Here is a 20,886-nt window from a genome sequence, read left to right on the forward strand (position 1 = left end):
AAAAGAATGCTATTAAAATTTTATTTTAAGCAGAATTTCTACTTGCATTAATATTACCAAATAAAGAACGCATTACCATTTTTTCATAAACTTCTATCTCAGATATTGGTGCATCAGACTTTTGAAGTTCTTGAATCTTCTTTAATGCATATTGCTGGATGGTTAACAACGGCAGTACAATTTGTTCTCTAATTTCTATAGATGCTTTTCCAACAGGGAAGTTTTCCATCAATTCTGCATGACCTGTTAATTTTAAAAGCAATCTTTTGGTTGTTTTATATTCTTCGTATATGAGTTTCCAAAATTCACCATATTCCTCATCATCCGCCATATAAGCTGTTAAGCCAAAGAAAGATTTGGTTAAACTCATTACACTGTTTTCTAACAATGTTCTTAAGAAATCTGATGCATTGTAGAATTCTACAATTTCATCAAATCTACCTGCTTCTTCATATTTTTTTAGCGCAGTTCCTACTCCGTAAAAACCAGGAACATTTTGTTTTAATTGACTCCAACTACCAACAAAAGGAATTGCTCTTAATTGAGAAAAATCTAAAGTATCAGAATTAGAACGTTTACTTGGTCTACTACCAATATTGGTTTTAGCATAATATTTTAGCGTACTCATTTTTTCTAAATACGACAAAAATTTAGGATGTTTTTTAAAGTCAACATAGGCTTGATAACTGGTGTTAGCCATATCGTCCATTAACTTTCTGTGTTCTTCATTCAGCTGGTCTTTATTAAAAATATCATTTTTAATACCAGAACTTAACAGTTGTTCTAAATTGTATTGAGATGATTGTACAGTACCAAAGTTAGAGCTAATTGTTTGTCCTTGAATAGTTAATTGAATTTCTTTGTCTTCTATAGTAGGACCTAAAGAAGCATAAAATTGATGTGTTTTTCCACCTCCACGTGCTGGTGGTCCTCCACGTCCGTCAAAGAAAATTACTTCGATATCAAATTCTCTAGAAACTCTGGTTAATGCCTCTTTTGCTTTGAAAATTCCCCAGTTTGCCATTAAATACCCACCATCTTTAGTTCCATCAGAAAAACCACACATTATAGTTTGTTTGTTTTTTCTCTTTGCTAAATGATGTCTGTAAACTCTGTTAGAATACAAAGTACGCATCACTTCCTCTGCATTTTGTAAATCTTCAACAGTTTCAAAAAGAGGAATTACATCTACTGGTAACTCGTTTTCGAATCCACAAAGATTTAACATTGCAAAAGTCTCCATAACATTTAACGCAGTTTGGTTGTTACTAATAATGTAACGGTTTGCACCACGTTCTCCATTTCTTTGTTGTATGGTTTTTAAGGCATAAATAGACTCAATAGTTTTTACTGAAATCTCATCAGTTAAAATATTTGGATCAATACTGCCTTTTACTACAGATAATACTTTAATCTGATCTTCTTCTGTAAGATTTAAATAATTTTCTGGGAAAGTAGTATCTCCTTTAGCTTGTAAATCTTTTACAATCTGTACAAAAGCTTTGTGATGAACTCTACTGTCTTGTCTAATATCTAAAGATGCAAAATGGAAACCAAAAATTCTTACTTTATTAATAAAATCGTTGAGTTCTTCTACAAATAAAGATTGATGTTCTTTAACAATAATTTCTCTTGCAGCATATAATTCTTCTAACAATATCTTTTGAGAGAAATTTACTTTTGTATAACTTCTAACAACGTGCTTGTATAATCTTTTTTCTATTCTTGCTAAAATTTCTTGAACCCCATCAAAAGTAAAACGTCTTTTTAAACGCCTCACATCTCTGTAATAATTTCTTAAAATAGTTTGACGTAGTCTTTCAGCAACATTTAACGTAATTTCTGTGGTTACAAATGGGTTTCCATCTCTGTCTCCACCTGGCCAAAATCCTAAATCGATAATTTCATTATCAATAGGTTTACCATCGTAAATATGATGTTGAATATAGTTGTAAATTTTTGGAACAGAATGATAAAAAACATGCTCTAAATACCAAACTAAACTTACAGCCTCATCAAATGGGCTTGGTTTTGCTTTTTTATAAAATGGTGTTTTGCCCAATTGAGCTAATAACTTTTGAATTAAAAGTAAATCATCATTTTGAATGGCTTTGTCTAAGTCTGTAATAATTCCTAAAACACTACCAGGATAAAATTGTGTTGGGTGCGCAGTTAATACAATACGAACTTTAAAATCTTCTAAATAAGCTTTTAATTCATTTTTTTTATTACTCAAAGTTGCAGATTCTTTAGAGCTTCTTAAAGTACCAAAACCATCCATATTATTAACAATAGGGAAAGCTGCATCTTCGATAGCATCAAACAAAACTACTTGACGTTCTATAAATTGTATAAAACGAAACAATAGATCTGTCTTTTCTTTTTCTGATGGATTTTCTTGATATTTTTTAAAGAAATGCTCTACAATTTCTGTAGGATTTTTTTCTAAGTCAAAACCTTTTTCACAAACTTTATGCAATAATGGTAATAAAACACCTGTATCATCTATAGTGTCAAAAGGAAGTGTGGTAAAAATACTATTGTAGATTTGATATTTAGAAAGTACATTTTCATTAAATCTATCTAATTTCGGTAAATTGCTCATAATCGATTGATTTTACGAAATAAAATTACAAAAAACGAAAATCATAGAACCTACCTTTTTAAGAATAATCACTTAATTATTTACGAAAACGATATAAATTATGTTCTTTTTTTTAGAAAAGTTTAATTTCTGATTCGATTTGTTGATTTTGTAATTTTTTAAACTAAAAAACCTCTTGTTTTTAGACAGGAGGTTTTTTCTTCTAACTAATTTAGTTTATAAATTTAACGACTTTAATGTCTCTACCAATTTTTTATTTGATGGTCTAGGAGCATTAGCGTTTACAATATTTCCTTGTGGATCAATTAAAATAAAACGCGGAATTCCTTTTATCATATAATTTTGTATAAATTGAGATTGCCAATTGTTATCTGCAAATAATTGCATACCACCTAAACCTCTATCAACAATCATTTTCTTCCACTTTTCATGATCTTTTTCTCTATCTATAGAAATACTTACAAATTCAATATTTTTACCATGAAATTGTTCTTCAACCTTTTTTAATGAAGGAATTTCAGCAATACAAGGACCACACCAAGTAGCCCAAACATCAATATAAGTATACTTTCCATTTAAGTCTTTAGAAGAAGTTTTTCCACCTGCATAATTTTCATAATCTTTAAATTCTGGTGATGGGTTTCCTTGTGCTAATGCTTTAATTTTTTGGTAATCTTTTTCTATTTTACTATTGTTTGTTGCATCATTAGAATATTTCGAAAAAATACCATAATAATCTTCTAGATTTTCTGTGTATGTGATTCCGTATTTTGCATCATCAAACAATAATTTATTTCTAATCAGATCATTTTTTACGTTGGCAATTGCTTTTAAATACGCAATATCACCTGCTATAGAATCCTTTTTAATCAATTCTTGAGACTGATTTCTTAATATTGAGCTTACCACATTTCTATATTCTTGTGAAAAAAGAAAATCATTTTCATTTTCAATATCAACATCTTTTAGTTCTGTTAAAAAACTTTTAGAAACTTTAAAATTTCTATCCTTTAAGTAATATCCATGGTAAGATTGATATCTGCTCAAAGTAGATAAATATTGATAATTGATGTTTTTGATTTCATTAGTTGCAAACTCTTCTTGAATTCCATCTGTTTTAGATAACAAATCTTCTTGAGCTGTTTTTATTTTTAAAAGGTGTGCTTTAAAGTCACTTTCATTTTTTAAAAATAACTCCTTTCTGTCTCCAGTTAATTCTTTAGAAAGTTTTGCTTTTTCTATGATGTATTCGTTAACAGTACTAACACTTCCAGCCATCTGTAAGGTAGCATCTTTTTGTGCTGCATTATAATTTACAATTAGTTCTTCACCTTTAGGTAGATAAAATTCAACAGAATTTCTGTCTTGTCTAAGAAAATAGAAATCAGAATCCATTCTTAAGGTGTCTTTAAAACTTCCGTCTTCATTTATGGAGACCTCAATTTTATGATCAGAATTAAAACTACTGTAAACTGTAATTTTATCAGATTTTGAATTGGTTATTTTTCCTGAAATTATAGCGTAATCTACTGAAGCTTCTGGTGTACACGAAATTATGGTTGCAATGATTAAAAAGAATATATGTTTTTTCATAGTAAGTGGAGATTTTTCTATTTTTTTGTAAGGTACAAAACCTTTTTGAATTAGATAACCAGAGAGATTTTTAAAACTGAATTGGATTCTTTTTTGGTTATAAAACGATTGTCAGAACGATGTCCTATAATCCAAATGATAGAATCGTTATTATTACACAATAGCCAAGTGTTTTGCTTATCGATTAAAGAAAGTTTTTCGTCTTTAAAATATTTGCTAATTTTCTTTTTTCCCTGCATTCCTGATGGATAAAAAACATCTCCATTTTGCCATTTTCTTAGTTTTAATGGAAATTCTAATTCGTTTTTATCTAAAAAAATAATTTCTTTAGAATGTAAAGATGGATTTTTTACAGTTTCAAACTTGAGATGAATAGGACTTGTAATTTCAGTGGTATTTTCTACAATTTCAACTATTGTTTCTTGTTCAGTTGAAAAGCCCTTTTTTGTAAGAATTAAAAAATTTCTATCCTTTAATAAAACGTGAGTTTTAGAAAATACTTGTTTGCCAGATTGTGCAGAAAGTAAGTTGTATACATCATTCCATTCTGTAAAATTATAATCTTTAAAAAACTGATACAGATATGCTTTTGGATTAGACAATTGATTAATTTTATCAATATTTAATTTTGTCATTTCAAGTGAAGTCGAGAAATCTTTTTGAATAATTTCTTTAGAAACTTTCTGGATTCTATCCTCAATAATTTGCTGACTTTCTTTTAAGTGATTTGTAGTTTTAGCAAAAGTTTCTAAAACACTTGGGTTAATTTCTTTTAAAACAGGAACTACCTGATGTCTAATTTTATTTCTAATATATTTGGTAGACGCATTGCTTTGATCTTCTCTCCATTTGATATCATTTTCTTTGGCAAAATCAATAATTTCATTTCGAGAAAAGGGGATAAGAGGTCTAAGAATATTCCCATTAGTTTCAGGAATTCCAGTCAAACCATCCAATCCAGTTCCACGAGTTAAATTGATTAAAAAAGTTTCTAAATTATCGTCAGCATGATGAGCAGTTAATACATACTCAAATTGATGTTTATTTACTAATGATTCAAACCAATTGTATCGTAGTTTTCTTGCAGCAATTTGTGTAGAAAGTTTATTTTTTTGAGCAAATTTGTTAGTTTCAAATTGTCTAGTAAACGTTTTTATATTGAGTTTTTCTCCAAGTTTTAAAACAAAGTTCTCATCTAAATCACTCTCTTTTTTACGTAATTTAAAATTACAATGAGCCAAAGAAATATTAAAATTTAAAATTGATAAAAGATGTGTTAAAACGACAGAATCAACTCCTCCAGAAATGGCAATCAATAGTTTTTTATCCTTTAGAAAAGGAAATTTTGTGTTGATGTGATTTGAGAATTTTTGCTGCATTTACCCCTCAAAAATACCATTTTTATTTTTGAGATTTTAACCAAATACGAATCTCTTTTTTTAACGAAACTTCTGGCTTTGGTAGTGGAATAGTTTTTCCAAATTGCTTGCTTCTATTAAACTTAGAAAATGTAGTTTTTAGTTGTTTCCATTCTTCTGGATATAATTTAATAAAAGCACTAAACATAGTCTGTTCAGTTACTTTTTCTTGTAAAGTTTCTAACGTTTTTTCAAAGAGTTCTTCTTGATTGATAATCATCATTTTATTTAGAATTTAACAACACATGTTTCATTGCTTTTGCTTTTAACAAACACTCTTCATATTCTTTTTCTGGAATCGATTTTGCTGTAATTGCACCTCCTACAGAATACGATATGTATTTTTTAGCTTTATTATATAAAATACTTCTGATGATTACATTAAAATCAAAATCATTATCAGGTGTAAAATATCCAATTGCCCCAGAATACAAACCTCGTTTTGTTGCCTCTAAGTTTTCTATAATTTTCATCGCAGAAACTTTTGGAGCGCCAGTCATACTTCCCATTGGAAAAGTATCTTTAAGTACATCAATTGGATTTGTTTTAGATTCATCAATTTCTGAAACTACAGTAGAAATCATTTGATGTACTTGCTTAAAAGAATACACTTTGCACAATTCTTCTACTTTTACAGTTCCTTTTTTGGCAGACTTAGACAAATCGTTTCTTACCAAATCTACAATCATCACGTTTTCTGCACGTTCTTTCTCATCACGCATTAAATCATTGGCAATTTGAGCATCATCAATTGTGCTAATTAAGCGTTTTGCGGTTCCTTTTATAGGTTGAGAAATAATTTTCTCACCTTCTTTTCTGATGTATCTTTCTGGTGATGCACACAAGGCATACTGCTCGTCAACTTTTAAAAATGAGGCAAAAGGAGGTTCTGAAATTTGATTGAGGTGTTTGTAAACTTCAACAGGATTTATGCTGCTATTTTCAGCATAAAACTCCTGACAAAAATTGGCTTCATAAATATCTCCTCTATGAATGTGATCTAATACTTTTGTAACTTTAGCTTTGTATTCATCCTTATGAATTCTAAGTTTTATTTTGATATCATTATTTGGGTTATCAAGGTTTTTCGATTGCGCTCGAAATGAAAAATTAGCAATTGCATTAAAATCATCATCAATTTCATCATCAATAAATTTTAAATAATGAAACTCTGCAGTCTCACCTTTAATAAAAATTAGTTTTTTAGGCTGAAAAAAATACAAATCAGGAAAATCTAATCCGTCAAAATTTGTTGAAGAAAGGTTTTCTACATCATTTTTAACATCATAAGTTATGTATCCAAAAATATAATCTTTGGTAGTAGTTTGATATTCTTTTAGCTTGTCAAACGCATTGGTGTAATCTGTTTTGATAGAGGTAAAATCATCAGCAGCCAAAGCACAATCAAAACTTGTGTATTGTTGTTGGTAATTGTTAGAATCTAACCAAATAACGGTTTCATATTGTTGAGACCAACACAAAAGATTGTGCTTGAATTCACTAATATTATCAACAGAAAAAGTACATATGGTTCTTTGCATAGAATTGTCAAAAATACAAATTGTATGTGTTAAAAAGTCTTTCCGAAGGTAAATTGTATAGGTATGGCAACTCCTGCGTTTTTAGCAAAAAAATTACCGTTAGAATAGTGCATAATTCGCAATTCAAAATTGTACTTTCTTTCTTTACCCAAGAAAAAACCGAGACCCATTGTATCTTGGTAAGTAATATTTGGACCAGTATTTATTCCGTCAATATCACTTTTGGTGATGTAAGTTGGGCCAATTAAAGAATAATTGGTGTACATGTCAAAGTTTTTTCTGCGTAACAGATAAAATCGTAATACAGGAAAAATAGAAAAAGCATAAATGTTTTTATGGCTTTGTTGGGTTTGAAAAGCAGTAGCGCTCACGCCCCAATCTAAAGAGAATATTTTTTTAGAACGATAAGCTAATTTCTGATACGTAACAGAAAAAGAATGTGTTGTTTTTAGTTCACCTAACCAAAAAATTGGAATTCCAAAACTCTCGAAATTACCCACTTTTGTGTTCATGCTTAAAAACTTGTTAACGCCATAACCAATTTTACTGGTTCCATAACTTACTTGTAAAATATGATCTGGGAAATAATACTCAGGTTTTTCTGCCAATTGAAAAGCTTCTTCATCAGATTTTTTTTGAAGATGATATTCAAAACCAACTGAAACCTGAGAAATAGAAGGTTGATTTTCTTTTTCTGATTTAGGAATAAATGTGGAGTTTAAACCTAATCTCCACTTCTCACTCAACTTGTAATTCAACCCAAAACCATATAATAAACTCACAAAACGAGTGTCAGGGTAAATTATTTCATCGTTAATTGGAAAACCACGTCTGCTCACATTTGCAGGTCCAGCTTCAGCATATAATGATAGTTTATCATTTAAAGGAAAACTCTTTTTTAGTGATAAAGACCAAGCATTTATCCAAACACTTCTTTCATAACCAATATTATTTACATTGTTGTATTTGAACCAAGAGGCAGGTCTTATCACACCAAATTGAAGCGCTAAATTTGGTTGAATTTTGTAACCTAAAAAAATAATTCTTCCAGAAAAAGCATTTTTGCTAAATGTTTCTGTAGCAAATCCAGGTTTTAAATTATCGTTTGAAAACGGATAAAAAATTCCTCCGAAATTAACACTGTAATAGGATTTCGATAAAAAGTCTGAAAGTTGTGTTTTGGGTATTTCTTTTTCTTGACTAAATAAGTTGATGGAAAGGAAAAAGATAAGTAAGAGTGCAACTCTTTTTTTCATGTGATAAAAGTACATCAAAGTTTAAAAAGAAAAAAGTGGTGTATGTTTTTCGAAATTATTATATTTAGTCAAGAAAAAGAAAATTAAAGCTATGAATTTATCAATTAAACTTAATAATATTCTGTTTTTAGATATTGAAACAGTTCCGCAAGAAGAAAAATGGGAAAATCTCCCTAAAGCAACCCAAATACTTTTTGAACAAAAAACGCAATATCAAAGAAAGGATGATGTTACCGCATCAGATTTTTATGATCGTGCAGGGATTTGGGCAGAATTTGGAAAAATCATTTGTATTTCTGTGGGTTATTTTGTTGATGTTGACGATAAAAAACAATTAAGAGTTACTTCTTTTTTTGGTGATGATGAGCATCAACTTTTAAGCAATTTTAAACAGTTGTTAGACAAGCATTTTACAAATAGAAATAATGTATTGTGTGCTCATAATGGTAAAGAATTTGACTTTCCTTTTATTGCTAGAAGAATGATTATTCATCAAATTGAACTCCCTAAAAAACTAAATTTATTTGGAAAAAAACCTTGGGAAGTTCCGCATTTAGATACTTTAGAATTGTGGAAATTTGGAGATTATAAACATTATACCTCATTAAAATTATTGACATCGATTTTAGGAGTTCCATCACCAAAAGATGATATCGATGGAAGCGAAGTTGCCAAAGTATATTATGAAGAGCAAAACTTAAAAAGAATTGTAAATTATTGTGAGAAAGATACAATTGCTGTTGCTCAAATTCTATTGCGATTTAACAATCAAGAATTGTTAAGTGATGTTGATATTGTTAGGGTTTAATTACTCTTCTAATTTCATAGATAACTCTAACCAACGTTCTTCTTTTTGTTCTAAACTATCAATAATTTCTTGTAATTCTTCTGATTTTTTTGGGATGTCATCAGGAGCAATTTCAACATTTAAAAACTGTTTTTCAATTCTTGTTTTTTGATTCTGTAATCGTTCAATTTCAGCTTCTAAAGCACCAAATTCTCTTTTTTCATTATATGTTAAGATGTTTTTGGAAGTTTTTTTCACTTCTTTTTCAACTTTCACCTCGCTTAAAGCTTCTTCTTTATAAGGGTTTGAACTTTCGTAAGCTCTAAAATCAGAGTAATTTCCAGGAAAGTTTTCTACAATTCCATCACCTCTAAAAACAAATAAAGCATCTACAATTTTATCCATAAAATAACGATCGTGAGAAACTACAATTAAGTTTCCTGGATAATCTAATAAGAAGTTTTCGAGCACATTTAACGTTACTACATCTAAATCGTTAGTAGGTTCATCTAAAATTAAAAAATTAGGATTCTGAATTAAAACGGCACACAAATACAATCGTTTTTGTTCTCCACCAGATAATTTCTCTACAAAATCGTATTGTTTCTTTTTATCAAATAAAAAGCGTTCTAATAATTGAGAAGCAGAAATTCTTCTTCCTTTTGTTAACGGAATTTCTTCACCAAATTCTTTAACAACTTCAATAACCTTTTGTCCTTCTTTTACGTTGATACCTTTTTGAGTGTAATACCCAAATTTAACGGTTTCACCTACAACAACTTTTCCTCCATCAATAGGAATTTGTTGTGTAATAATATTTAAAAAAGAAGATTTTCCTGTTCCGTTTTTACCAATTATTCCAACACGTTCTCCGCGTTTAAAAACATAGTCAAAACCATCTAAAATTACTTTATCATCAAAAGATTTGTGCAATTTATGTAGCTCTAAAATCTTGCTTCCCAAACGCTCCATGTTAATTTCTAACTGCACTTCATGATCTTTTCTACGTTGATGGGCTTTTTGTTTGATTTCAAAAAAATCATCAATTCTAGATTTTGATTTGGTGGTTCTTGCTTTGGGTTGTCTTCTCATCCAATCCAATTCTTTTTTAAACAAACTCTTTGCCTTACTTAGATTGGTTGCTTCTAAGGCCAAACGCTCTTCTTTATTTTGTAAATAATAAGAATAATTTCCTTTATACTTATAGATTTTTCCTTGATCTAACTCTAAAATTTCATTGCAAACACGTTCTAAAAAATAACGGTCGTGAGTTACCATAAAAAGTGTGATTTTCTCCTTTGCAAAAAATGCTTCTAGCCATTCTATCATTTCCAAATCTAAGTGATTTGTTGGCTCATCTAGAATTAATAAATCTGGTTTATTGATTAAAACAATAGCCAAAGACAACCTTTTCTTTTGTCCACCAGAAAGGTTTCCAACTTTAAGTGTTAAATCGTCTAGTTTTAATTTGGATAAAATCTGTTTGTATTGCGTTTCAAAATCCCAAGCATTGTATTGCTCCATTTTCTCAAAAGCAACTTGATACGCTTCAGCATTTTCTGGATTTTTTAGAGCTTTTTCATACTCATTAACAACCGATAGAATTATATTATCGGTCGCAAAAATGGTTTCTTCAATCGTTAAATTTGGATTCAAGACATCATTTTGAGCTAAATACGCAATAGAGATGCCTTTTCTGCTTACAATTTGTCCACTATCAGCAACATCTAAACCAGCGATAATATTTAAAATGGATGTTTTTCCACTACCATTTTTAGCAACAAAGGCAATTTTTTGATCTTTATTGATCCCAAAAGAGATGTTTTCAAATAAAACACGTTCTCCATAAGATTTAGAAATGTTTTCTACAGTTAAATAATTCACAGAAATATAATTTGGCTACAAAGAAACAAAAAACCCAAGAAGGATCTTGGGTTTTTGAAATCATTTAACCATTTTGGGGGATTTTTAGGGGATTAAAATTAAATGATGCTATGACATTGTAAACATATAGCAAATTAGAGTACTTGTCAATCCCTGAAAATGGTGAAATTTTCTCCTCACTGTTTTCAGTGAAGTACCTCACTGTTTTCAGTGAGTTTTATTCAATTCTAAATTTTTAGAATCTTTTAATTAATGCTATATTGCGGCTTTATAGTAACTAAAATTTTGACATGAAAATAATAGTACCAATGGCAGGAATTGGGTCTCGTTTAAGACCACATACTTTAACAGTTCCAAAACCTTTAACTGTAATTGCAGGAAAACCAATTGTACAGCGTTTGGTTGAAGATATCACATCTGTAGTTGATCAAAAAATTGATGAAATTGCTTTTATTATTGGTCCATCTTCAAAAGGATTTCCTTCTAATACATCAGAAAAATTGATAAAAATTGCTGAAGAATTAGGAGCTAAAGGTTCTGTATATGTTCAAGAAGAAGCTTTAGGAACAGCACATGCTATTTTTTGTGCAAAAGAATCATTAAGTGGTCCTTGTGTGGTTGCTTTTGCTGATACTTTGTTCAAAGCTGATTTTAAATTAGACGCTAATGCTGATGGTGCAATTTGGGTAAAACAAGTAGATGATCCTAGTGCATTTGGTGTGGTAAAATTAAAAGACGGATATATCACTGATTTTGTAGAAAAACCTAAAGATTTTGTTTCTGATTTAGCAATTATTGGTATTTATTACTTTAAAGACGGAGGAAAAGTTCGTGAAGAAATTCAATATTTGATTGATAATGATTTGAGAGAAAATGGAGAATACCAATTAACAAATGTTTTAGAATCTTTAAAGCAACAAGGTGCTAAATTTATTCCAGGAACTGTAAATGCTTGGATGGATTGTGGAAAAAAAGATCCAACAGTAGATACCAACAAACAGGTTTTAGGTTTTGAGCAAGAAGCTGGTAATAATTTAGTTGCTGATGATGTAGTATTGAATAACTCAGAAATTATTCAGCCTTGTTTTGTAGGGGAAAATGTAGTGTTAAACAATACCAAAATTGGACCTTATGTTTCTATTGGTGCAAATAGTATTGTTGATGATTCTACTATTGTAAATTCATTAATACAAAATAATGTTGTAATTTCTAATGCAGATTTAGATAATGCAATGATTGGTAGTCATGCAAAATATAATGGTAAATATACTTCAGTAAGTATTGGAGATTATACCGAATTAACATAGAGATGTTTAGAATAAAGAGACAAGAAATTAGAAAAGAGAGACAATTTACCAATACAAAGTTGTCTCTTTTATCTTTGTTCTTTATTCTTATCTCGATTAATATTTTTTCTCAAGATAGTATTCCAGAAGCTAAGGATTTAACAGAGGAAAAAGAATTGAAATTTCAACAATTTTTTTTTAAAGCATTATCAGAAAAATCAATAGGAAATTATCAAAAAGCTATTGAAAATTTAGAAAGTTGTAATCAGATTTTAGCTAATGATGCTGCAGTTTTTTTTGAGTTTTCTAAAAATTATTTACAGCTAAATAAATCATTACTTGCAAAAGAATATATCAGTAGAGCATTAGTAAAAGATCCTGAAAATATCTGGATGCAAAAGCACTTGATAAAAATTAATATTAAGACAAGAGATTATGCTGATGCTATTACAATCCAACAAAAATTAGTAACTAAAAACCCAAAAGAAAGAGATTTTTTAGTGAGGCTCTATTTGCATAATAGAGAATATAAAAAAGCAGTTTCTCTAATGAATGAGATGGAAGCAGATAATGCACTTTCATCAAACTTAAAAAGATTAAAAAGTAGTTTAGAAAAACGAAAAGGAAAATCTGTTATAGAAGAAAAGCAAATAAATACTCCAGTTTCGTTAAAAGAACAATTTAAATCAAATAAATCTTATACAATTTTAAAACAGATTTTAGAGATTTCAGTTGCTGATTCTGAACAACTTTTAAAATATGCAACAGAAGGAATTTCACTTTTCCCAGCGCAACCTTATGTCTATTTAATGCAAGGAAAAGCATTGAATTATCAGAAAAACTACAAAAAAGCGTTAACTACTTTAAATAATGGTATCGATTTTGTGATAGAAGAAAATATGGAAGCAGCATTTTATAAAGAAATGGCAATATCTTACAGAGGTTTAGGTAATCTTAAAGACGAAAAAAAATATTTAGAAAAGTCAAAAAAAATTAAAAGTTAGGTATGAAGTGGGTAAAATATATCGCTGTTATTGTTATTGTTTTTACTTCATGTAAAACCAAAAAAAACTTAATGAGTACTAGTTTGGTAGCTAAAGAAATGTCTGCAAAAAAAGTGGCTAGAAAACATATTGCATCTGGTTTTGATAAAAAAACTGTTTCTGCAAAAATGAAAGCTAATTTTAATAATGGAAAACTAAACCAAAGTATTTCAGTGAGTTTGCGAATGAAAAAAGATGAAGTAATTTGGTTAAAAGGAACTAAATTCATTACAGTTTTTAAAGCTAAAATCACACCAACTTCTGTAAGTTATTACTCACCTTATGCTAAGAACTACTTTGAAGGAGATTTTTCTATGCTTAAGAAACTATTAGGTACAGATATTAATTTTGAACAACTTCAGAATTTGTTACTTGGTCAGTCTATACTGAATGTAAAAGAACAGAAACAAAATATATCTATCCAAGATAACTCTTATATTTTATCACCAGAAAATCAAGCTAGTTTGTTTGATATTTTCTTTGCTGTAAATCCATCACATTTTAAATTAGACAAACAATCTATTGTAAACTCACTTAGAAGTCAACGTTTGGACATAATTTATCCTTCCTACAGTTTTTCTGATGATGAAATTTTTCCATCAGAAATAAACATAAAAGCAAAACAGCCAGGAAAATTTACAAATATTAATTTTTTTGTAAAATCTATAGAGTTTGATACTAGTTTTGATACTCCTTTTTCAATACCAAAAGGGTATAAGCAAATTAAATTATAGTGATTCATAAACATTTTTACATATCAGTTTTTCTTATTTTGATTGCTGCTTTTTCTGTCTCAGCACAAACCAGAAAACAGTTAGAAGCTCAGCGAAAAAAACTGAATTTAGAAATGAAGCAAGTGAATAACTTGTTATTTAAGGAGCAAAAAAAGGAAAAGAACGCACTTGATGATTTAAAAGACATTAACAAAAAAATAAACGTTAGATCAAAACTAATTGCTACTATAAATTCTGAAGCCACAATTTTATCAAAAGAAATTTCTTTAAATGAATCTAAAATTAAAAAGTTAGATAAGAAGTTAATCGAATTAAAGAAAGATTATGCTGATATGATTTTAAAATCATACAAAAGTAAATCACAACAAAGTAGAACAATGTTTTTGCTGTCTTCTAAGAACTTTTATCAAGCATATAAGAGATTAGAGTATATGAAACAGTATACCAAATTTAGAAAAAAGCAAGGAGAAGAGATTACTATTCAGGCTAATGTTATTCAACAACTAAATGATTCTTTATTGTATCAAAAAAGAGTAAAAGACACTCTAATTCAATCTGAAAAACAACAAAAAGAAGAAATTGAATCCGATAAGAAGAAACAAGAAAACTTAATATCTACGATAAAGAAACGTGAAAATAAGTACAAAAGAGATTTACAGAAAAAAGTAAGAGAAGAAAAAAGAATTGCTGCCAAAATAGATAAATTGATTAAAGCAGAAATAGCTAGAGCCAATAGAATTGCAAAAGCCAAATTAAAATCAAAAGCAAAAAATACTAAGAAGAACGAATTTTTATTAAGTCCAGAAGCAAAAGCATTAGCAGCAAAATTTGAGTTGAATAAAGGTAAACTCCCTTGGCCAGTAGACGAAGGTTTAGTGGTAAGACGTTTTGGTAAACAACCTCATCCTACTTTTCCTGGAATTACAATTAATGGTACAGGTTTGCATATTGTAACTAAAACTGGTAATAATGCAAAAGCAATTTTTGGTGGTAAAGTATTGAATGTTCTGGTAAGTTCAGAAGGAAGAAAAAACGTGTTAATACAACACGGAAATTACATATCTTCTTATAATAATTTAGAAAATACTTACGTAAAAAAAGGTGACGCTATCAAAACGGGTCAAAATTTAGGTCAAATATTTACAGATAAAGTTACTAAAAAGACCAAGCTTATCTTTGTACTGTTTAAAAATACAACTCGATTAAATCCTTCTTCATGGATTTTAAGAAGATAATTTATTCTTTAGAATGCGAGGAATATTCTATGTTTTTTTGAAGAATTACAGCATTAGGTATGGTAATCAATGCGTTTTCAGGAGTTTTTAAGGTGATAAAAAAAGCACCAATATCTTTTATTTCTCCAGTAGTATTGTTGTCTTTTTCTAAAATAGTAATGGTGTCACCAATCTTTACTGGATAGTTTATAAACAAGATAATTCCAGCAGTTATATTAGAAAGTAGAGACCATTGTGCAAAAAAAGCAATTCCTAAAACAGTTAAAAAAGAGGATACAAAAAGTAAAAACTGTTCATCACTCACCCCCCAAATAAAGGCAATTATGGTAATTGCGGTTCCATAAACTAAAACGCTAATAATTTTATTGGTTACAATAATTCTAGCTTTTTGGAAACCAAATTTAGATTGAATTCTTTTTAATGAACCTGTTACAAATAATCTCAGTAAAATTGAGACCACAAAAATTATTATTGAATATATTACTTTATGACTGTCTATTTCCATAACTAAAACTTTTTATAAAATTATTAAAAATAAGATGGATACCAGAATAACAAAGTAAGAATATGTTAGCTAAATAACGCTTTTAGTTCAGTTGCTTCACTTGGATTTAACTTTTTTGCTAATACTAAACTTAATTGTTTTCTTCTTAAAGCACCTTCAAAACGCTCTTTTTCTAAATCTGTTTCTGGTATAATTTGAGGTATTTTAACAGGTTTCCCAGTTTCATCTACAGCAACAAAAGTGTAAATACCTTCATTCACTTTTGTTTTAGAGAGTGATTGTCTGTCTTCTATCCAAACATCAACATAGATTTCCATAGAGGTTTTAAAAGCTCTAGATACTTTTGCCTCGATAGAAACTACACTTCCTACAGGTACAGATTTGTTAAAAGCCACATGGTTCACAGATGCAGTTACAACAATTCTTCTAGAGTGTCTTCTTGCAGCAATGCTACAAGCTCTGTCCATTCTAGCTAACAATTCGCCACCAAAAAGATTGTCTAAATAGTTTGTTTCACCAGGTAAAACTAAATCTGTAAGAACCGTTAAAGATTCTGAAGGAGTTTTTGTTTCCATCAAAAATGTTTTTGCAAAGATAGGAATCGCTTGTGGAAAAGCGAAGGCAAATCAACCGAAAGAAAAGAGAAGTTTAATCTACTTTTTTAATCAATAACCAAGCGTCTTCAGAAACTGTATCTTGTATTTTATACAATTGATTTGTAGCTTCATAACGATTGGCATAACTATTAAAACTAACTTGAGTTAATCCCCATTTGTTAACTCCAATAATTTTAGAGTCGTAACCTTTTGCCTTTAGTTGTTTCACTTTTTTTGCAGCATTTTCTGGAAATTGAAAAGCACCAGCAACAATGTGAAAAGGTTTTGAGATTGCTTTAGATACATTTAATTCTAAGGTTGGTAACGGATTTGAAATGACAAAAGTCGCAGTTTGAATTTTTTTCTCTAATGCTTTTTCTTGGCTTGCAAGAATTTCTTTTTGTTGATAATTTTCATAACCATTATAACCAGCAAATCCTAATGTTAATAAAATTGCAGCAGTAGCAGCATATTTTATAAACGCAGGTACTCCTTTTTTGGCCGCTTTTTTTGCAACAGGAATTAAAGGTTTTACTTGTGTTTTAGCTCTTGTAATATTTGCAGTTTCAAAAGATGATAAACCAAATGAAGTTGTAAGATAATTTACTGCTGTATTAGGCTCAAAAATAATTTGTTTCTCTTCGTTTAAAGACAAAACACCTAAATTATCAATCTCAATAGCAGAAGATTGTAATTCGTTTTTCCACTTAATTACAGATAAAGATATGGCTGTAGCTGCTTTTTCAAAAGAAATATTTTCTGAAGAAGCAATATAATTTGCCAATAAACCATCATTATGTTTTAGATGACTATTAAAAGTAATCTGTTTTGTAGGTGGATAAAATGTATGCGATTGAGCATTTATTTTTGCACCAATTCTATTGGTTACAAAACCTCCAAAATCAGGCACAATTACACAGTCGTATCTGTATAATAAATCGTTGATGTAATTAGCTATTGTCATTATAACAAAATTAAAAAAATAGCAACACCATATTGTAAAATTGTAAAGAATTTATTCACAATTTTCAAATCATTTTTTAAAAGATTAAAAATCAATAATTTATTATTAGAATGTTTTAATATAAATCTAAAACTTAGATTTATATTTCATTTTTTATATCTTGTAAGCAATTGTTACAAGATGAAAGAAGAAAAATTACTTGCGGTTTTACGGCTGCAAAAATGTAAGGCTATTGGTGATATTTTAGCTAAAAAACTCATCGTAAATGTAGGTGATGTTGAGCAAATTTTTAAAGAAAGAGCGGCTATATTGTCTAAAATAAATGGTATTGGATCTCATGCTTTAAAACATCTTTTTGATGTTGAAAATTTAAAATCTGCAGAAGTAGAATTACAATATATTCAGAAAAATAATATTGAATACTCTTACTTTTTAGAAGAAGATTATCCAAAAAACCTTCATAATTGTATTGATAGTCCAATTTTACTTTTTAAAGATGGGAATTTAGATTTTACTAATCAAAAAATCATTTCTATAGTAGGTACTCGAAATGTGAGTTCTTATGGAAGAACTTTTTGCAATCAATTGATAGATGAACTCAAAGAATATAATCCAATTATTGTTAGCGGATTTGCATATGGAGTTGATGTTTGTGCTCACAAAGCAGCAATTCAAAATAACTTACAAACTATTGCAGTGTTAGCGCATGGTTTTGAACAAATTTATCCGAAAGTTCATAAAAAATACATTCATCAAGTAAATGAAAATGGAGGTTTTTTAACTGAGTTTTGGAGTGAAGAACAACCTTTACGAGAAAATTTTTTAAAGAGAAACAGAATTGTTGCAGGAATTTCAAAAGCAACAATTATTATAGAATCTGCAGAAAAAGGAGGCTCTTTAGTTACCGCAGATATTGCCAATTCATACAATAGAGATGTATTTGCTGTTCCTGGAAGAACTTCAGATATTTATAGTAAAGGGTGCAATAACTTAATCAAAAATAACAAAGCACATTTGTTAAATTCTGCTTCAGATTTGATTACAATGCTCAATTGGGATCTTCAAGAAAAATCAACTCCAATTCAAAAACAACTCTTTGTTGAACTTGATGAAAATGAGCAGAAAATTTATGATGTATTGCATGAAAAAGGAGCACAATTGCTAGATGTAATTTCTTTAGAGTGTAATCTTCCTATTTTTCAATTATCATCCATTTTATTACAAATGGAACTCAAAGGTGTGCTAAAACCTTTACCAGGAAAGATGTTCGAAATCGCTTAATTATCGCTATTTTTGTAGTATATCTGCTAACAAATGGCTACAAATCAGAAATTAATATCTAAGAAAAAACCCACTTTTCCTATTAGTGAAGAGCTTAATGCGTTTTTAACCAAATATAAAAGGAGTACAAAAATTAGCATTTTGTATAATGACTTGTTGCGTTTTCAAGGTTCAGTGAATGTCTATGATAAAAATGATGAGGACACACTTTGGATAAGAACGTATTATTCTGAATGGGATAGAGAAGAAATAGACAGGAGTTTAAAAAAAATCTATACCATTTTGCATTCAGATGGTAATGATAGTACCATTCCTTTTTTAAATGTTGATGCAATAGACTACTGTACCTTTGGAAATTCAAAACCTTTTAGAATAAAAATCAGAAATATTTTAAATGATAACTTTACCTATTTCTATGTCAAAAAAGCAGATGCCTCTCGTGTTTATGGTTTAGAGCTAGAACATTTATTATCACCTTATAACATCAATTATTTAGTCTATAAAGACACTTTAGTTGAAGAGCATATTTCAGGAATTCCAGGAGATGATTTTATTACCAATATTCTGCCTAATTGTACATCCTCAGAAAAATCTCAAATCGCAAAAGAATTTGTAAAATTTAAAGAGCGTTGCATGATTCGTCTTTTAGGAGACATGCGTTCTTACAATTATGTAATTACGCCTATTCACGATTTCGATAAGATTATTTACAAAATTAGGGCAATAGATTTTGATCAGCAATCTTACGAAGGCAGTCTTAAAGTTTACAATTTACAGTTTATGAAAGAAAACTTTAAAATAGTAGAAATGGTGGGTAGAAAGTTGCAAAATAGCTCTATAGAACAATATAAAATAGAAGAACGATCTTTTATTGCAAAACGAATGATTACAACACCTAATAGAACTACAATGTTGGTTAATTGCATGAAAAAGGATGTTATTTCTAGTCCAGAAAACGTAACAAAACTCAAACAAGACTTAATTTCTTATGTAGGTGATGTAGAGTTTAAAAAGTGCGAAAATATGGGTGAAATTTTAGAAACCATTTTGGCATTTGTAAAACGTAATTATTTAGATATTAGAAATAAAGATTTGTTTTAGAAGCTATTTCCTGCTTTCGCTACTCGCTTTTTTCGTTCCTCAAAAGAGCTTAAACATACCGCTCAATCAGGGCTAAACTTGTTTGAGAATAAAAGTCATTATTTTACTGTTGTAACTTTAAATTATTTTTTACTTCTTATGCTTTCAATAACAACGGTTAATAAAATTAAAGAACCTCCAATAAATGTATTTTTATTGGGAACTTCATTTACAAAAATATAAGCAATAATAATTCCAAAAATGGGTTGAATACTACCAATAATACTTGCTGTAGAAACAGAAAAATATTGCAGGGAATTTACAAGCATTGTATGTCCAATAGCAGTTGTTAATAAAGCAATAAGTATCAATAAAGGTAATTGACTTTGAAAATTAGAAATATCACTAAAAAACAATACAGGTATAAGTAAAACAGAAACAATTATTAATTGATAAAGCATAATGGCACTACTATTATAATTAGTTACACTTTTCTTTGTAATTAAATTCCGTAAAGAATAGCATAATGCAGAAAATACACCAAACAATATACCTTTAACTTCATCATTTTTAATAGAAAAATCAGGAACCAAAAAGTAAATACCTACCAACACTAGCAAAGCTAAAAATACGTGTACAAGACTCAGTTTTTGTTTAGAAAAAAAAGGCTCTAATAAAGCCGTCATTACAGGAAAAGTAAACATTGAAAGCATACCTATAGCAACGTTAGAAAGTTTGAGCGCGTAAAAGTAGGTTACCCAATGGGCTCCCATAAAAAAACCACTTATTAAAAAAGAAATTTTATCTTTTTTAGAATGTATTGATAAGTTAACCTTTTTAACTCTACAAAATACATAGATAATTGTTGCAGCAAACAAAGCCCTAAAGAATATGATAGCTTCAGCAGGCATTGCAATATATTTACCTAAAACTCCAGAAGTACTAATAAAGAGTGTAGCTAATAAAAGTAACGATAAGTTTTTTGTGTGGTTTTTTTGCATGCGATAAAAGTAAGTAAAAAGAATTTTAGAATGTTTAAAAAGTTGAATACAAAAAAAAGTAGCCTTAGTAATTATTA

18 protein-coding genes are annotated in these 20,886 nt (G+C 29.0%); 7 read left to right on the forward strand and 11 right to left on the reverse strand.

Going from position 1 to position 20,886, the window contains the following annotated elements:
• Window positions 1-25 precede the first annotated feature (25 nt).
• The 6 genes from FP421_RS00120 to FP421_RS00145 form a co-directional block, all read right to left on the reverse strand.
• On the reverse strand, window positions 26-2,605 hold the full coding sequence (locus tag FP421_RS00120; RefSeq protein ID WP_159946339.1) for a phosphoenolpyruvate carboxylase: 2,580 nt from the start codon (window positions 2,603-2,605) through the stop codon (window positions 26-28).
• Between the two features lie 216 nt (window positions 2,606-2,821).
• On the reverse strand, window positions 2,822-4,198 hold the full coding sequence (locus FP421_RS00125; protein ID WP_159946341.1) for a TlpA family protein disulfide reductase: 1,377 nt from the start codon (window positions 4,196-4,198) through the stop codon (window positions 2,822-2,824).
• Window positions 4,199-4,248: 50 nt separating this feature from the next.
• Window positions 4,249-5,577, reverse strand: coding sequence for a tRNA lysidine(34) synthetase TilS (gene tilS / locus FP421_RS00130; RefSeq protein WP_159946350.1), 1,329 nt, complete (start codon window positions 5,575-5,577; stop codon window positions 4,249-4,251).
• Between the two features lie 22 nt (window positions 5,578-5,599).
• A complete protein-coding gene (locus FP421_RS00135; protein WP_317163302.1) occupies window positions 5,600-5,839 on the reverse strand; it encodes a hypothetical protein in 240 nt (79 codons plus the stop codon).
• Between the two features lies 1 nt (window position 5,840).
• Window positions 5,841-7,157: an anthranilate synthase component I family protein gene (locus FP421_RS00140; protein ID WP_159946352.1), complete on the reverse strand. Its 1,317-nt coding sequence runs from the start codon at window positions 7,155-7,157 to the stop codon at window positions 5,841-5,843.
• Window positions 7,158-7,186: 29 nt separating this feature from the next.
• Window positions 7,187-8,413 (reverse strand): acyloxyacyl hydrolase, encoded by a 1,227-nt coding sequence (locus tag FP421_RS00145; RefSeq protein ID WP_159946354.1) that lies wholly within the window; start codon window positions 8,411-8,413, stop codon window positions 7,187-7,189.
• Between the two features lie 91 nt (window positions 8,414-8,504).
• On the opposite strand from FP421_RS00145, the gene FP421_RS00150 reads away from it, so the two are divergent.
• Complete coding sequence (locus tag FP421_RS00150; protein ID WP_159946356.1) at window positions 8,505-9,221, forward strand: 3'-5' exonuclease; 717 nt, start codon at window positions 8,505-8,507, stop codon at window positions 9,219-9,221.
• On the opposite strand, the gene FP421_RS00155 is transcribed toward FP421_RS00150, so the two are convergent.
• Window positions 9,222-11,084 carry an ABC-F family ATP-binding cassette domain-containing protein gene (locus tag FP421_RS00155; RefSeq protein WP_159946358.1) on the reverse strand — a complete coding sequence of 621 codons (1,863 nt, stop codon included), beginning with the start codon at window positions 11,082-11,084 and terminating at the stop codon, window positions 9,222-9,224.
• A 290-nt stretch (window positions 11,085-11,374) separates the two neighbouring features.
• Between FP421_RS00155 and FP421_RS00160 the strand changes: the two genes are divergently transcribed.
• The 4 genes from FP421_RS00160 to FP421_RS00175 are packed head-to-tail and all read left to right on the forward strand — an operon-like array spanning window position 11,375 to window position 15,382.
• Window positions 11,375-12,391, forward strand: coding sequence for a sugar phosphate nucleotidyltransferase (locus FP421_RS00160; protein ID WP_159946360.1), 1,017 nt, complete (start codon window positions 11,375-11,377; stop codon window positions 12,389-12,391).
• 2 nt (window positions 12,392-12,393) lie between these two features.
• On the forward strand, window positions 12,394-13,374 hold the full coding sequence (locus FP421_RS00165; RefSeq protein ID WP_159946362.1) for a tetratricopeptide repeat protein: 981 nt from the start codon (window positions 12,394-12,396) through the stop codon (window positions 13,372-13,374).
• A gap of 2 nt (window positions 13,375-13,376) precedes the next feature.
• Window positions 13,377-14,147 (forward strand): DUF4292 domain-containing protein, encoded by a 771-nt coding sequence (locus FP421_RS00170; protein ID WP_159946364.1) that lies wholly within the window; start codon window positions 13,377-13,379, stop codon window positions 14,145-14,147.
• Complete coding sequence (locus tag FP421_RS00175; protein ID WP_201288770.1) at window positions 14,147-15,382, forward strand: murein hydrolase activator EnvC family protein; 1,236 nt, start codon at window positions 14,147-14,149, stop codon at window positions 15,380-15,382. The genes FP421_RS00170 and FP421_RS00175 overlap by 1 nt, the downstream gene beginning before the upstream one ends.
• Window position 15,383: 1 nt before the next feature.
• Here FP421_RS00175 and FP421_RS00180 read toward each other — a convergent pair whose 3' ends face one another.
• The 3 genes from FP421_RS00180 to FP421_RS00190 all read right to left on the reverse strand — a co-directional run bounded on the left by FP421_RS00180 (window position 15,384) and on the right by FP421_RS00190 (window position 17,447).
• On the reverse strand, window positions 15,384-15,887 hold the full coding sequence (locus FP421_RS00180; protein ID WP_159946366.1) for a mechanosensitive ion channel domain-containing protein: 504 nt from the start codon (window positions 15,885-15,887) through the stop codon (window positions 15,384-15,386).
• Window positions 15,888-15,952: 65 nt separating this feature from the next.
• Window positions 15,953-16,462, reverse strand: coding sequence for an acyl-CoA thioesterase (locus tag FP421_RS00185; protein ID WP_159946368.1), 510 nt, complete (start codon window positions 16,460-16,462; stop codon window positions 15,953-15,955).
• 73 nt (window positions 16,463-16,535) lie between these two features.
• Window positions 16,536-17,447: an HU domain-containing protein gene (locus FP421_RS00190; RefSeq protein ID WP_159946370.1), complete on the reverse strand. Its 912-nt coding sequence runs from the start codon at window positions 17,445-17,447 to the stop codon at window positions 16,536-16,538.
• A gap of 180 nt (window positions 17,448-17,627) precedes the next feature.
• Between FP421_RS00190 and dprA the strand changes: the two genes are divergently transcribed.
• Both dprA and FP421_RS00200 read left to right on the forward strand, forming a co-directional pair.
• On the forward strand, window positions 17,628-18,728 hold the full coding sequence (dprA, locus tag FP421_RS00195) for a DNA-processing protein DprA (RefSeq protein WP_159946381.1): 1,101 nt from the start codon (window positions 17,628-17,630) through the stop codon (window positions 18,726-18,728).
• A 33-nt stretch (window positions 18,729-18,761) separates the two neighbouring features.
• A complete protein-coding gene (locus FP421_RS00200; protein WP_159946383.1) occupies window positions 18,762-19,829 on the forward strand; it encodes a hypothetical protein in 1,068 nt (355 codons plus the stop codon).
• A gap of 122 nt (window positions 19,830-19,951) precedes the next feature.
• Here FP421_RS00200 and FP421_RS00205 read toward each other — a convergent pair whose 3' ends face one another.
• The gene (locus FP421_RS00205; RefSeq protein WP_159946385.1) at window positions 19,952-20,809 is read right to left on the reverse strand and encodes a DMT family transporter; all 858 of its coding nucleotides are present in this window, start codon (window positions 20,807-20,809) and stop codon (window positions 19,952-19,954) included.
• Window positions 20,810-20,886 lie beyond the last annotated feature (77 nt).

It is taken from the genome of Polaribacter septentrionalilitoris, assembly GCF_009832745.1.
In the GTDB taxonomy this organism is placed as follows: domain Bacteria; phylum Bacteroidota; class Bacteroidia; order Flavobacteriales; family Flavobacteriaceae; genus Polaribacter; species Polaribacter septentrionalilitoris.